Consider the following 13,422-nt stretch of genomic DNA (forward strand, 5'->3'; position numbering starts at 1 on the left):
GGTGCGCCTGCGCCTCGATCTCGCCTACGACGGCACCGGCTTTCGCGGCTGGGCCCGCCAGCCGGGCCTGCGCACCGTGCAGGGCACGCTCGAGACCGCGATCGCCCGCGTACTCGGCGGCGATCCGCAGCTGGTCGTTGCGGGCCGCACCGATGCCGGCGTGCACGCGTCGGGCCAGGTCGCCCATCTCGATCTGAGCGACGCGCAGCGCGCGCGGCTCGAGAAGGGGCGGAACCCGACACCCGCAGCGCTCGCCGCCCGACTGACGGGGGTGCTCGGTCCCTACCCCGACGTCGCCGTGCACCGCAGTGCCGAGGCGCCCGCGGGGTTCGACGCGCGGTTCTCCGCCGTCTGGCGGCGCTACGAGTACCGCATCGCCGACCTCGAGACCTCCTACGACCCGCTCGAGCGGGGACGCACGACGACGGTGAAGGCGCGCCTCGATGTCGAGGCGATGGATGCCGCGGCCCGCTCGCTGATCGGACTGCACGACTTCGCCGCGTACTGCAAATGGCGCGAGGGCGCGACGACGATCCGCACCCTGCTCGAGTTCGGCTGGCGGCGCGACGAGCACGGGATCCTCGTGGCGAACGTGAAAGCGGATGCCTTCTGCCACAGCATGGTGCGCGCGCTCGTCGGCGCGTGCGCGGCGGTCGGGGAGGGGCGCATCGACGTGTCGGAAGCCGCGGCGATCCGCGACGCCGGCATCCGCACCAGTGAGACGAAGGTGCTCGCCGCGCGCGGACTCACCCTGACCGAGGTCGGCTACCCGGCCGACGACCTGCTCGCGCTGCGTGCCGAGCAGACGCGCGCACGCCGTTCCCCCGCCGGCGACGGCGGTGAGGACTGACCGGAAAGCGACCGCACGGGGAACACTGTGTCGAGTCGGAGCGCGTTCATGGGTTGCGGCTCTAGGCTGGCGGCACGATGAAGGTGATCTCGTACAACCTCAACAAGCACAAGGCGATCGGCGAGCTCGACGATCTGGTCGAGGCGACCGGCGCCGACATCCTGTGCCTGCAGGAGGCGGTGTCCGGTGAGCTCGCTCCCGAGATCGCGGGGCTGCAGCTCGTGGAGGCGACGGCGCGCAACCGTCTGGGGCTCGCGGTCTACCTGCGCCGGAACAGCTTCGACGCCCTCGAGGTGCGCTCGCTCGCGCTGAAGAAGTCGCTGCACGACCGGGTGCTCAAGCCCGCGGAGGAGCGGATGCTCGCGGTGCGGCTCCGTGACATCGACCACGGGCGCGAGTTCATCGTCGCGAGCTTCCACGCGGCCCCGCTCACCGCGCTGAATTCGCTGCGCCGCAAGCAGATCTCCGCCGCGCTCGGCGAGCTCGCGAGCCTCGGAGACAACCTGCCGATCCTCATGGTCGGCGACTACAACTACCCCGTGTTCAAGGAGAACCTCGGCCAGAAGGTGCGCGAGGCGGGATACGAGCTGAGTCTCAGCGACGCCCGCACCTACACGCGGTACAAGTTTTTCCGCGGGCACTACGACTTCGCGACGAGCGTGGGGTTCGACATCGACACCATCACGACACTGCCGCAGGGGCGCAGCGACCACCTGCCGATCCTCGTGACGGCGACGCCGAAGACGGCATCCATCGTCTGAGCGGTCCGCGTGCGCGCGGCGTCGGGTTGACCCAGTCTTGAGCGAAAACTGAGTCGGCGAATCAGAGAGTACTGGTGCTCGGCGTGCCGCCCGGCACGATCGCACGGTATCCCACGGCGCGGAGCGTCTCGATGACGCGGGGTTCGGCGGCGCTGTCGCCCAGCTTGCGGCGCAGGTTCGTCATGTGCGTCTCGATCGCGCGCTCGTCGGCGTCGGACACCAGGCTGCGACCGCCGCCGTGCCCTGGCCGCAGCGCGCCGGCGAGGTGCGCCTTGCTGCGCACCTCGGGGGCGGCTTCGAGGAGCGTCGCCAGCAGTTCGAACTCGGTGCGGGTGAGCAGCACGGGGTGGCCGTCGATGGTGACGCTGTGGGTGGCGCGATCGACGACGAGACCGGCGTTGCCGGACAGCCGCGACGGAGTGGCCGAGGGCAGCACGGCGACGGGGGCGGGCTGCGGGTCGGCGTCGCGCGCGCTGTCAGCGCCGGCCGGGGCGGAACCGCGCGGTCGGCGTCGCTGGGCCGCCAGCACCCGCGCGCGCAGCTCACGCGCGCGGAACGGTTTGGTGACGACGTCGTCGGCGCCGACGCTGAATCCGAGGACCGCATCGGCCTCTTCGGTGAGGGCGGTGATCAGCAGGATGTAGGTGTTGCTGTGCTCGCGGATGCGGCGGGCTGTCTCATACCCGTCGATGCCCGGCATGTTCACGTCGAGGGTGGTGATGTCGGGGTCGTGGCCACGGACGGCATCCACGCCGTCGAAACCGTTGTCGACCGCGAAGACGTGGAAACCGGCGCTCGTGAGCACCTGGACGAGGAGGTCTCGAACGTCGGCATCATCGTCGATGACGACGGCGGTCTGCCGTGCGGCCTCGCCAATCGGCGACCCCCTTGCTGCGTGTGTTGGTCCGATTGTGCCAGACTCCGCGGGCCGCTTCCGCGTCGCTCGAGGCGCGGATGCCTCCTCGATCGATCCAGGGCGGTGGGATGAGCCACACCAGGGCGTCGACTCCGACCCCGTCGATCGTGATCTCCCACCCCTCGGCCTGATCGCTTCGCCGACGCTCGAACCGGTGGTCGCCTGGATGAGCGCGACGGGGGAGCGGAACCCCTGCTTCTTGGCGATCGAGTCTTTGCCGAGTTCGACGCGCGACTGCCGGGCGATCTCGCTCGCGACCGAGGCGAACGCCGCATCGACGTGTCGCTTCAGCGCACCGAAGGCGGCGTTCACCGCGATGAGCTCACCCGGCGTGAGCGCCGCGGCGGGGTGCTCCGCGACCCGTGCCTCACGGATCGAGCCCGCTCTCTTCGCCGGAGAGCGCCTCGATGAGCGACACAGCGCGGGGCCAGTACCAGGCGTAGTGGTCGGGATCCTGGTTGATCTGCGTGCGGTGCGCGACGAGAGTCGGTGCGAGGGTGTCACGGTCGGGCACGCGCATGATCATCGCGCGGTAGAAGAGCATCGCAGATATATAGGGGTCGAGCCGTTCTGCCCGGCTGCCCCAGCCGTCCTGCTGTTGGAAGAGTCCGATCGAGGTCGTCGGCGTCCCGTCGGGGTTGGTGACCCCGCTCGTCTCCCAGTCGCCATGGTCGATGTTCCGCAGCGACGACTCGCCCATCGCGGTCATGATCCCGATCGCCTGGTCGCGCACCGACAGGCCGAGGTCGCGCGCGGCGCGCATGATCGTCGCGGCGTTGTCGCGCTGCTCCTGGTCGTAGTCGGCGACGACCGGCGGTGAGCTGAGTGGAGCGAGCGAGCGGATGCCCGAGAACGCCCCCAGGGCGGATGCCACGATCAGTCCCGCAGCGAGCAGAGGCATCCCGGCGATCGCGATGACCGTCCAGACGCGATCCCGTCTCCTGGGTGGCGTGCGCACCATAGAGGGCATCGTCGCACGGCGGGCTGAACGGATGCCGGGGCGCGCGCAGCGATCGGCGGTGACGCGCGGCGGTCAGCGTGTGGCGAGTGACACCACTCGGGCGACCTGATCGAGCCCGGGGCTCATCTGAGCTGCGGACAACTGATAGGTCGCCCACGGGCGGCGATAGGGGTCGACGACGTCGTCGTCGGCGGGGTCGTCGGGCGGAGCGCTCAGCCCCCGCCTGGCCGCGACGATCGCCACCGCCGCCCGCACGCGTGCTGCCGCGTCCGGTCCCGCGGATGCGACAGCGCTGACGATGTCGGCGTCCGGAATTCCGGTCGCGAGTCGGGCGAACTCGCGAACGGTGAAGGACGAGCGCAGTCGCGCCGGGGCTAGCTGGGCGACTCGTCCTCGGTGCTCCCGGCTCATCGCGAGGACCAGGTCGGGCGAGTCGAGGTGGGCCGCTGTGAGGTAGCGGGACCGATGCGCGCTCGCTGCCCCGGCGTCGGTGCCCATGGCCACGACAAGGCGCTGCGCCTCCGGCGTCATCGGCGCCGCATCCAGTCCCTGTGTGCCCGCGCTGTGCACGCGCCCGCCCAGCCGTTCGAGGGTGCCGCGCAACACCACTTCCGCCAGCGGCGACCGGCAGATGTTTCCCGTGCACACGACGAGGATCTCGAACATGCCGTCAGCGTATCGAGCGCACCGGGCGTGACCGGCGGCGCGGGCGGAAAACGCGGCGGCGCGGCGATGGCGGCGCGGAGCGCGACCCGATAGGGTTTGAGGTGTTGCGGATCCCGACCGCGACATGATCCGGCGCGACTCCTGCCAACCTGCACTCCGCTGCGGGCGGGCGGAGCTCGTACCCGCAGACCCCCGGCTGTGTCCCCCACACAACCGGCTCGGTGTTCGCCGACCCCCACGCGCGGACACCATCCGGGAGGCCGAGGCTCGAACCCGGCCTCCCGGACTTCTCTCGCAGTTTGGCCGAGGCATCCACATGGCGTAGACTCGACGTTTGGTGTCCGTGCTGCCTGCGGCCGGCGCCACGAACGTGAGCCCTCCACTGGCGTGTTCCCTCCGATCACCGGAACGGAACCACCCCGGAGTGGGATTCACGAACCTCTCCGTTCGAATCAAGAAAGCAGCACTACTGTGACGCGCACCTACACCCCCAAGGCCGGTGAAGTGACCCGTGAGTGGGTCGTCATCGACGCGACCGACGTCGTTCTCGGACGCCTCGCCTCGCACGCCGCCGCGATCCTCCGCGGCAAGAACAAGCCCACCTTCGCCAACCACATCGACACCGGTGACTTCGTCGTCGTCATCAACGCCGACAAGGTTGCGCTGACGGGTCAGAAGCTCCAGAAGAAGATGGCCTACCGTCACTCGGGCTACCCGGGCGGCCTCACGGCGACCTCCTACGCGGAGCTGCTCGAGAAGAACCCGGTCCGCGCCGTCGAGAAGGCGATCCGCGGCATGCTCCCCAAAAACAGCCTGGGTCGCCAGCAGCTGTCGAAGCTGAAGGTCTACGTCGGTGCCGAGCACCCGCACGCGGCTCAGCAGCCCACTCCCTACACCTTCGACCAGGTCGCCCAGTAAGCGCCGCCGACCACAAGGAACAGATCATGGCGAACATCGCTGACTCCATCGAAGAGACCCCCGAGTCCTACACCACCGAGACCGCGGCCGCTCCGGCCGCCGCCGCCCCGCGCCCCGTCCTCTCGGTGCCCGGTTCGGCTGTCGGTCGCCGCAAGCAGGCCATCGCCCGCGTGCGCCTCATCCCCGGCTCCGGCACCATCACGGTCAACGGCCGCGAGTTCGAGGACTACTTCCCGAACAAGCTGCACCAGCAGCTGATCACCGACCCCTTCACCCTGCTCGACCTCACGGGTGCGTACGACGTCATCGTCCGCATCTCGGGCGGCGGCCCCTCGGGCCAGGCCGGCGCGCTGCGCCTCGGCATCGCCCGCGCCCTCAACGAGATCGATGCCGAGAACAACCGTCCGGCCCTCAAGAAGGCCGGCTTCCTCTCGCGCGACGCCCGCGTCATCGAGCGCAAGAAGGCTGGTCTCAAGAAGGCCCGCAAGGCTCCGCAGTACTCGAAGCGCTAAATCCTATGGCGCTGTTCGGGACGGACGGTGTGCGGGGGCTCGCGAACGGCACCCTCACCGCCGACCTGGCACTCACCCTGGCCCAGGCGACCGCTGTCGTCCTGGGCCAGGGGCGCATCGCCTCGGCCCGCAAGGCCGCCGGCAAACGCCTCACCGCGGTGGTCGCGCGCGACCCGCGCATCTCGGGGCAGTTCCTCTCCGCCGCCGTCGAGGCGGGCCTCGCCTCGTCGGGCGTCGACGTGCTCGAGGCGGGCACCCTCCCCACTCCGGCGACGGCCTTCCTCATCGACGACATCGACGCCGACTTCGGCGTGATGATCTCGGCCTCGCACAACCCCGCGCCCGACAACGGCATCAAGATCTTCGCCCGCGGGGGAGTGAAGCTGCCCGACATCGTCGAGCAGCGCATCGAAGAGGCCATGACCGGCCCCAAGCTCCAGCCCACCGGCGGTGACGTGGGGCGCGTGACGCGATTCTCGGATGCCGAGGACCGCTACGTCATGCATCTTCTGGCCTCTCTGCCGCACCGCCTCAACGGGCTCCACGTCGTCGTCGACTGCGCGCACGGCGCGGCCTCGGGCGTCTCGCCGGAGACCTTCCGCAACGCCGGCGCCAAGGTGACCGTCATCGGTGCCGACCCCGACGGCATCAACATCAACGACGGCGTCGGATCGACCCACCTCGACAAGCTCGCCGCCGAGGTCGTGCGCACCGGCGCCGACGTCGGCATCGCGCACGACGGCGACGCCGACCGCTGCCTCGCCGTCGACGCCGACGGCACCATCGTCGACGGCGACCAGATCATGGCGATCCTCGCCCTCTCGATGAAGGAGCGCGGCGTGCTCCGCGGCGACACGCTCGTCACGACGGTCATGAGCAACCTGGGCCTGCACCGCGCGATGGCCGCGAACGGCATCCGCGTCGAGACGACCGCGGTCGGCGATCGGTACGTGCTCGAGCGCATGAACGAGGGCGGCTACTCCCTCGGCGGCGAGCAGAGCGGCCACGTGATCATGAGCCGCTTCGCCACGACCGGCGACGGCGTGCTCACCGGACTGCACCTGTGCGCCGAGATGGCGCGCACCGGCAAGACGCTCGCGCAGCTGGCATCCGTCATGACCGTCTTCCCTCAGGTGCTCGTCAACGTCCGCGGCGTGGAGCGCACCCGCGCGACCGACGCCGACGTCGTCGCCGCCGTCGAGGTGGCCGAGCGCGCCCTCGGCGACAGCGGGCGGGTGCTCCTGCGCCCCTCGGGCACCGAGCAGATGGTGCGCGTGATGGTCGAGGCGGCGTCGGAGGCGGATGCCCGGCGCATCGCCGACGAGCTCGCCGACATCGTGCGCGGCTGACGGATTCGGGTTCGCTTGCGGTCCGCATCCGGCGGGCGGTCCGCTCGGTGCGGCTTCAGCCGGCGGGCTCTGACCAGCTGAGCGACTCGATGTAGCGCAGTAGCACGCCTTCGCGAAGCGCCCACGGACTCACTTCGAGCTCCTCGACGCCGAGCGCGGTCATGGCGGTGTGCAGCACCACGGCCGCCGCGACGATCTGGAAGGTGCGGTCGGGCGTGATGCCGGGAAGCTCCTGCCGGGCCGAGGCGGGAAGGCGCGCGAGCCGCGGGATCCACGAGCCGAGCGCCGTGCGCGGCAGCAGCATCCGCTCGCTGCCCGACCACCCCGCCGCCGGGTATCCGGCGAGCTTCGCGAGCGAGCGGATCGCCTTCGACGACCCGACGACGTGGTTCGGCTTCGGCTGCGCGGCCATGAGCGCGGCGATCGGGGCGAGCGTGACGGCGGCGTGGGCGCGCAGGCGTTCGACGGCCTCCTCGCCCGGCGGGTCGTTCGGGAGGAACTCGACGGTCGCGCGGCCGGCGCCCAGCGGCACGGATGCCGCGACCTCGGGCAGCTCGTCGGCGCCGGCGGCGAGTTCGAGCGATCCACCGCCGATGTCGAACAGCAGGATCTGCCCCGCCGACCACCCGAACCACCGGCGGACGGCGAGGAACGTGAAGCGCGCCTCGCTCTCGCCCCCGAGCACCTGCAGGTCCTGGCCGAGCGCCTCCTCGATGCGGGCGATCACCTCGGCGCCGTTCGTCGCGTCGCGGACGGCGCTCGTGGCCGTCGCGAGCAGCTCCGACACGTTCTCACGCTCGGCGACGACGCGCGCTTCGGCGACGGCCGAGACCAGGGCATCCACACCCTCCTCGCTGATCGAGCCGTCGGGTTCGAGGTAGCGCATGAGGCGGAGCACCGTGCGGGTGCTGCTCGTGGCGAGCGGCCGGCCGCCGGGGTGTACATCGGCGACCAGCAGGTGAACCGTGTTCGAGCCGATGTCGAGTACTCCGAGGCGCATGCGGCCAGCGTAGCGGCGGGCGGGGTGGGCGCCGCGCGCCTGCCACGTGGGGTGACGGTGCGGGCGGGGTGCGCGCCGCGTGCGCGCCGGTGCGCGCCGGTAGAGTGGGCGCCGGTGCGTGACGGTGCGCGCCGGTGCGTGACGGTGCGCGCCGCGTGCGCGCCGGTGCGCGCCGGTAGAGTGGGCGCGATGTCCACCGACGAACAGGCGACCGACGTCGCCTCGCTGTATCGCGAGGTCGACCGCGCGGAGTGGGCGGCGCTCGCGCCGGGTGTGCCCAACCCCCTCACCGAGACCGAGGTCGTGCAGCTGCGCGGCATCGGCGACCGCCTCGACCTCGCCGAGGTGCGCGAGGTGTACCTGCCGCTCAGCCGACTGCTGTCGACGTACGCCGAGAACACCAAGCGCCTGGGCGGTCAGGTCTCGTCGTTCCTGCGCGAGCCCGACGCGACGACGCCGTTCGTCGTCGGTGTCGCCGGCTCGGTCGCGGTCGGGAAGTCGACCATCGCGCGCCTGCTCCGCGAGTTGATGAGCCGCTGGCCCGGCACCCCGCGGGTCGAACTCGTGACCACCGACGGATTTCTCTACCCGAACGACGAGCTCGAACGCCGCGGCATCATGCACCGCAAGGGCTTTCCCGAGTCGTACGACCGGCGTGCGCTCGTGCGGTTCCTCACCGACGTGAAGTCCGGCGCCGCGGAGGCGCGGGCACCCTTCTACTCGCACATGCGCTACGACATCATGCCCGACGCGCACATCACGGTGCGCCGCCCCGATGTCGTCATCGTCGAGGGGCTGAACGTGCTCTCCCCGCCGCCGACGCCCAACGACGTCGCGGTGAGCGACCTGTTCGACTTCTCGATCTACGTCGACGCCGACGCCGACGACATCGCGCAGTGGTACGTGCACCGCTTCCTCGCGCTCCGGCAGGGCGCGTTCAACAACCCGAGCTCGTTCTTCAAGGTGTTCGCCGACCTCTCCGATGCCGAGGCCGTCGACACCGCGATGGGCTACTGGAACGACATCAACCTGCCGAACCTCCGCGAGAACGTCGAACCCACCAAGCACCGCGCGACCCTCGTGCTGAACAAGGCCGCCGACCACACCGTCGAGAGCGTCCTCCTCCGCAAGCTCTGACCCCGGCATCCTCCCCACCGCCGAGCCGCCATGATCTGTGCGAGCCGCCACGATCCGGCCCGCACATCCCGTAGCGGCTCGCATGGGGGATAGCGGCTCGGCGTGAGGGCCGCGGCATCCCCCGGCGGCGCGGGGTTTGGCAGGGATCCGCGCAAACGGGCGCGGCTACCCTAGAGCGCATGTGTGGAATCGTCGGATACGTCGGCCCGCGGGACAGCCAGGCCATCCTCCTCTCGGGGCTCGCCCGGCTCGAATACCGCGGCTACGACTCCGCCGGCATCGCGGTCATCGACCAGGGCGGCTCCCTCGACATGCGCAAGCGCGCCGGCAAGCTGAAGGTGCTGCGCGACGACCTGGCATCCCACCCCATGCCCGACGGCACGACGGGCATCGGGCACACGCGCTGGGCGACGCACGGCGGGCCGACGGATGCCAACGCGCACCCGCACCTCGCCGACGATGACCGCCTGGCGGTCATCCACAACGGCATCATCGAGAACTTCGCCGAGCTGAAGGCCGACCTGCTCTCCCTCGGATACACCTTCCGCTCCGAGACCGACACCGAGGTCGCGGCGGTGCTCCTCGGGCACGAGTACCGGGCATCCGGCGATCTCGTCACGGCGTTCCGCTCGATCGTGCGCCGCCTCGAAGGCGCGTTCACGCTCCTCGCGATGCACCAGGACCAGCCCGGCCTCGTCGTCGGCGCCCGCCGCAACTCGCCGCTCGTGATCGGCCTCGGCGACGGCGAGAACTTCCTCGGCTCCGACGTCGCGGCCTTCGTCGAGCACACCCGCAACGCCCTCGCGATCGGGCAGGACGAGATCGTCGCGATCACCCCCGAGGGCGTCGAGATCACCGACTTCGACGGCAGCGCCGTCGAGGCCTCTCCCTTCGAAGTGGTGTGGGATGCCTCGGCCGCCGAGAAGGGCGGATGGTCTTCCTTCATGGCGAAGGAGGTCTCCGAGGAGCCCGACGCCGTCGCGAACACGATCCGCGGCCGCGTGCAGGACGGGCAGGTCGTGATCCCGGAACTCGACGGACTCGACGAGATCTTCACGGGTATCCGCCGCATCATCGTCATCGCGTGCGGCACGGCCGCCTACGCCGGTCAGACCGGCGCCTACGCCATCGAGCAGTGGACGCGTGTGCCCGTGTCGGTCGAGCTCGCGCACGAGTTCCGCTACCGCGATCCGGTGCTCGGCGACGACACGCTCGTCGTCTCGATCAGCCAGTCCGGCGAGACCATGGACACCCTCATGGCCGTCAAGTACGCACACGAGCGCGGCGCGAAGACGCTGTCGATCTGCAACACCCAGGGAGCCACGATCCCGCGCGAATCGGATGCCGTGATCTACACGCACGCGGGGCCTGAGGTGGCCGTGGCATCCACCAAGGCGTTCGTCGCGCAGATCACCGCGCTGTACCTCCTCGCCCTGCACGTCGCGCGGGTGCGCGGGTCGCTCGCCGCCGCCGAGGCGGCCGATCACGTGCGTGAGCTCGAGGCCGTGCCCGGCAAGATCTCGCGCGTCCTCGAGACCGAGCAGGCCCACATCGAGCAGTTCTCGCGCTGGATGGCCGACACGCAGTCGGTGCTCTTCCTCGGCCGGCACGTCGGCTACCCGATCGCGCTCGAGGGCGCGCTCAAGCTCAAGGAGATCAGCTACATCCACGCCGAGGGCTTCGCCGCCGGCGAGCTCAAGCACGGTCCGATCGCGCTCATCGAGCCGGGCCAGCCGGTGTTCGTGATCGTGCCGTCGCCGCGCGAATCGGCCGAGCTGCACAAGAAGGTCGTCTCGAACATCCAGGAGATCCGCGCGCGCGGCGCCCGAGTGATCGTCGTCGCCGAAGAGGGGGATGCCGCCGTGCTGCCCTTCGCCGACGAGGTGCTGCACATCCCGCTCGCCGGCCCCTTCTTCGAACCGCTGCTCGCCGTCGTGCCGCTGCACATCTTCGCGATGGGCCTCGCGACCGCGAAGGGCCTCGACGTCGACCAGCCCCGCAACCTCGCCAAGTCCGTCACGGTGGAGTGAGGGCGGCCGGCCGGGCGGTCGGCGCCGCGGGCGGTGGGTAGGCTGACGGGGTGATCGTCGGAATCGGCGTCGACCTCGTCGACATCCCGCGCTTCGAGCGTTCGCTCGCGCGGACGCCGCGGCTTCTCGACCGGCTGTTCACGCCGGCCGAGCAGACGCTCAAGCCGCACTCGCTCGCCGCGCGCTATGCCGCCAAGGAGGCCCTGATCAAGGCCCTCGGGGGTTCCGACGGCGTGCACTGGACCGACATCGAGGTCGCCTCCGAGCCGAGCGGCCGCCCCGTGTTCGCCCTCGCCGGCGAGACCGCCGCGACCGTCGAAGCCCGCGGCATCACCGCCGTGCACCTCTCGCTCAGCCACGACGGCGGCCTCGCGATCGCGTACGTGGTGGCCGAGGCACCCGATGCGCCGATGGATGCCTCGGGGGCCGGCGCGTCCGCCGGTGCCGTGGCCGAGGCATCCGTCGACCCGACCGGAGGCGCCCGATGAGCCACCTGCCCGCCGGCGTGATGCGCGAGACGCTCATCGACACCGCCGCGATCACCGAGAACGTGCGGCACCTGCGGCGCCTCACCGACTCGGAGGTGATCGCCGTCGTCAAGGCCGACGGCTACGGTCACGGCGCCGTGCGCTCCGCGATCGCGGCGCTCGCCGGCGGCGCGACGCGTCTCGGGGTCGCCGACGTGTCCGAGGCGATCGCCCTCCGCCGTGCGGGGATCGACGCGCCGATCCTCGCCTGGCTGCACGCGCCGGGCGCCTCGTTCGTCGAGGCCGCCGGACGCGGGATCGAGCTCGGTATCTCGAGCTTCGATCAGCTCGTCGCCGCGGCGTCCGCCGCCACCGCCGACCGCGCCGTCGGCGTGCACCTCAAGGTCGAGACGGGGCTCGGGCGCAACGGCATCGCGCCCGCCGACGCGCCCGTCGTGTTCGCCGAGACGGCACGACTCGAGCGCATCGGCAAGCTCCGCGTGGTCGGCATCTTCAGCCACCTCTCCAACACGAGCGCGGACGACGACCGCGCCGCCCTCTCCCGGTTCCAGGAGGCGCTCGCGCTCGCGGCGCGGCTCGGGCTCACCCCTCCGCTCACGCACATCGCCGCCTCGCACGCCGCCATCGACCTGCCCGAGGCGAGGCTCGGCTGCGTGCGGATCGGCATCGGGATGTACGGACTGTCGCCCTTCGCCGACCGCAGCTCTGCCGACCTCGGTCTGCGCCCCGCGATGACCCTCCGTGCGGCGGTCGCCGCCGTGCGCCGGGTGCCGGCCGGGCAGGGCGTCTCGTACGGCTACACGCATCGCACCGACGCCGACACGACGCTCGCGCTCGTCCCGCTCGGCTACGCCGACGGCGTGCCCCGCGCGGCATCGGGGTCGGGCGCCGTCCGCATCGGCGGCGAGACCTTCCCGGTCGCGGGCCGCATCGCCATGGACCAGTTCGTCGTCGACGTCGGCGATCACCCGATCGCGGTCGGCGACGAGGCGCTGCTCTTCGGCGACCCGACGCTCGGCGCCCCGCCGGTGGAGGCGTGGGCCGACGCCGCCAACACGATCAACTACGAGATCGTCACCCGCATCGGGCCGCGCGCGGTGCGCCGCGAGGGGGCGCGGTGATCTCGTTCGCCGTTCGCACTTCCGTCTCCGCGCCGCGGGCCCGGCGCGGCGGCCCCGGGTTTCGGCGGAATGCCCGCGGCGACCGACGCGTTCGGACTGAACTGTGAACGGGAGGATGCCATGAGCGGGCTCGACGAGTTCGTCGGCGACCGCGAGATCGCGTCGCCCGACGAGATGGAGAACCTCGGCCGCCGGTTCGGCGCGGCGCTCGGCGCCGGAGACCTCGTCGTGCTCACCGGCCCGCTCGGCGCCGGCAAGACGACCCTCACGCGGGGCATCGCCGCGGCGCTCGGCGTGCGCGGCCGCGTGCAGAGCCCGACCTTCGTGATCGCGCGCACGCATCGCTCGCTCACCGACGGTCCGCCCCTCGTGCACGTGGATGCCTACCGTCTCGGCACCGACGGAGAGCTCGACGACCTCGACATCGACTTCGCCCACTCGGTCGTCATCGCCGAGTGGGCCGCGCCCTACGCGGCGGCCGTCGCCGACCGCTGGTGGGAGGTCGAGATCGACCGCGGATGGTCGGGCACCGGCGTCGACAACGCGTGCGGCACCGCGGGCCCGCACGTCGCCGACATGGAGGACGCCGCGCCGCGGCTCGTCCGCATCTCGCGCCGGCCATGACCTCGCGACGGTCGACCTCGGCGTAGGGTGCCGCAACCCGCCCCGGCACCGCATCCACCCGGACACCCCCATCCGGACACCCCACCCGC

The 13,422-nt window shown here is 71.4% G+C and carries 14 protein-coding genes; 10 read left to right on the forward strand and 4 right to left on the reverse strand.

The features are described from left to right. The first annotated feature begins 1 nt into the window (after window position 1). Complete coding sequence (truA, locus tag LOK55_RS10155; protein WP_229935273.1) at window positions 2–850, forward strand: tRNA pseudouridine(38-40) synthase TruA; 849 nt, start codon at window positions 2–4, stop codon at window positions 848–850. A gap of 77 nt (window positions 851–927) precedes the next feature. Beyond that, window positions 928–1,611, forward strand: a complete 684-nt coding sequence (locus LOK55_RS10160; protein WP_229935274.1) for an endonuclease/exonuclease/phosphatase family protein — start codon at window positions 928–930, stop codon at window positions 1,609–1,611. Window positions 1,612–1,672: 61 nt separating this feature from the next. Here the strand turns inward: LOK55_RS10160 and LOK55_RS10165 are convergent, their stop codons facing one another. From LOK55_RS10165 to LOK55_RS10175, 3 genes are all read right to left on the reverse strand, one after another. Further along, complete coding sequence (locus tag LOK55_RS10165) at window positions 1,673–2,839, reverse strand: response regulator transcription factor (RefSeq protein WP_308066658.1); 1,167 nt, start codon at window positions 2,837–2,839, stop codon at window positions 1,673–1,675. A gap of 55 nt (window positions 2,840–2,894) precedes the next feature. After that, the gene (locus tag LOK55_RS10170; RefSeq protein ID WP_229935275.1) at window positions 2,895–3,428 is read right to left on the reverse strand and encodes a peptidase M23; all 534 of its coding nucleotides are present in this window, start codon (window positions 3,426–3,428) and stop codon (window positions 2,895–2,897) included. Window positions 3,429–3,560: 132 nt separating this feature from the next. Further along, complete coding sequence (locus LOK55_RS10175) at window positions 3,561–4,154, reverse strand: low molecular weight phosphatase family protein (RefSeq protein WP_229935276.1); 594 nt, start codon at window positions 4,152–4,154, stop codon at window positions 3,561–3,563. A gap of 471 nt (window positions 4,155–4,625) precedes the next feature. On the opposite strand from LOK55_RS10175, the gene rplM reads away from it, so the two are divergent. Genes rplM through glmM form a run of 3 tightly spaced genes read left to right on the forward strand, consistent with a single transcriptional unit; the run spans window position 4,626 to window position 6,933 of the window. Further along, window positions 4,626–5,072: a 50S ribosomal protein L13 gene (gene rplM, locus LOK55_RS10180; RefSeq protein ID WP_141381398.1), complete on the forward strand. Its 447-nt coding sequence runs from the start codon at window positions 4,626–4,628 to the stop codon at window positions 5,070–5,072. Between the two features lie 26 nt (window positions 5,073–5,098). Beyond that, window positions 5,099–5,584: a 30S ribosomal protein S9 gene (rpsI, locus tag LOK55_RS10185; RefSeq protein WP_141381397.1), complete on the forward strand. Its 486-nt coding sequence runs from the start codon at window positions 5,099–5,101 to the stop codon at window positions 5,582–5,584. 5 nt (window positions 5,585–5,589) lie between these two features. Beyond that, window positions 5,590–6,933 (forward strand): phosphoglucosamine mutase, encoded by a 1,344-nt coding sequence (gene glmM / locus LOK55_RS10190; protein ID WP_229935277.1) that lies wholly within the window; start codon window positions 5,590–5,592, stop codon window positions 6,931–6,933. A gap of 55 nt (window positions 6,934–6,988) precedes the next feature. Here the strand turns inward: glmM and LOK55_RS10195 are convergent, their stop codons facing one another. After that, window positions 6,989–7,933 carry a Ppx/GppA phosphatase family protein gene (locus LOK55_RS10195; protein WP_196322969.1) on the reverse strand — a complete coding sequence of 315 codons (945 nt, stop codon included), beginning with the start codon at window positions 7,931–7,933 and terminating at the stop codon, window positions 6,989–6,991. Between the two features lie 189 nt (window positions 7,934–8,122). On the opposite strand from LOK55_RS10195, the gene coaA reads away from it, so the two are divergent. From coaA to tsaE, 5 genes are all read left to right on the forward strand, one after another. Beyond that, entirely contained in the window at window positions 8,123–9,070 is a 948-nt protein-coding gene (gene coaA / locus LOK55_RS10200) for a type I pantothenate kinase (RefSeq protein ID WP_229935278.1), read from the forward strand. A 179-nt stretch (window positions 9,071–9,249) separates the two neighbouring features. Continuing rightward, window positions 9,250–11,100 carry a glutamine--fructose-6-phosphate transaminase (isomerizing) gene (gene glmS / locus LOK55_RS10205; protein ID WP_229935279.1) on the forward strand — a complete coding sequence of 617 codons (1,851 nt, stop codon included), beginning with the start codon at window positions 9,250–9,252 and terminating at the stop codon, window positions 11,098–11,100. Between the two features lie 50 nt (window positions 11,101–11,150). Continuing rightward, window positions 11,151–11,588 carry a holo-ACP synthase gene (locus LOK55_RS10210; protein WP_229935280.1) on the forward strand — a complete coding sequence of 146 codons (438 nt, stop codon included), beginning with the start codon at window positions 11,151–11,153 and terminating at the stop codon, window positions 11,586–11,588. Then, window positions 11,585–12,709 carry an alanine racemase gene (gene alr / locus LOK55_RS10215; protein WP_229935281.1) on the forward strand — a complete coding sequence of 375 codons (1,125 nt, stop codon included), beginning with the start codon at window positions 11,585–11,587 and terminating at the stop codon, window positions 12,707–12,709. Before LOK55_RS10210 ends, alr begins: the two co-directional genes overlap by 4 nt. 120 nt (window positions 12,710–12,829) lie before the next feature. Next, window positions 12,830–13,333, forward strand: a complete 504-nt coding sequence (gene tsaE, locus LOK55_RS10220; RefSeq protein WP_141920282.1) for a tRNA (adenosine(37)-N6)-threonylcarbamoyltransferase complex ATPase subunit type 1 TsaE — start codon at window positions 12,830–12,832, stop codon at window positions 13,331–13,333. Window positions 13,334–13,422 lie beyond the last annotated feature (89 nt).

Origin of the sequence: Microbacterium sp. F2E, from assembly GCF_020905435.1 — a bacterium.
Taxonomy (GTDB): Bacteria; Actinomycetota; Actinomycetes; order Actinomycetales; family Microbacteriaceae; genus Microbacterium; species Microbacterium lacticum.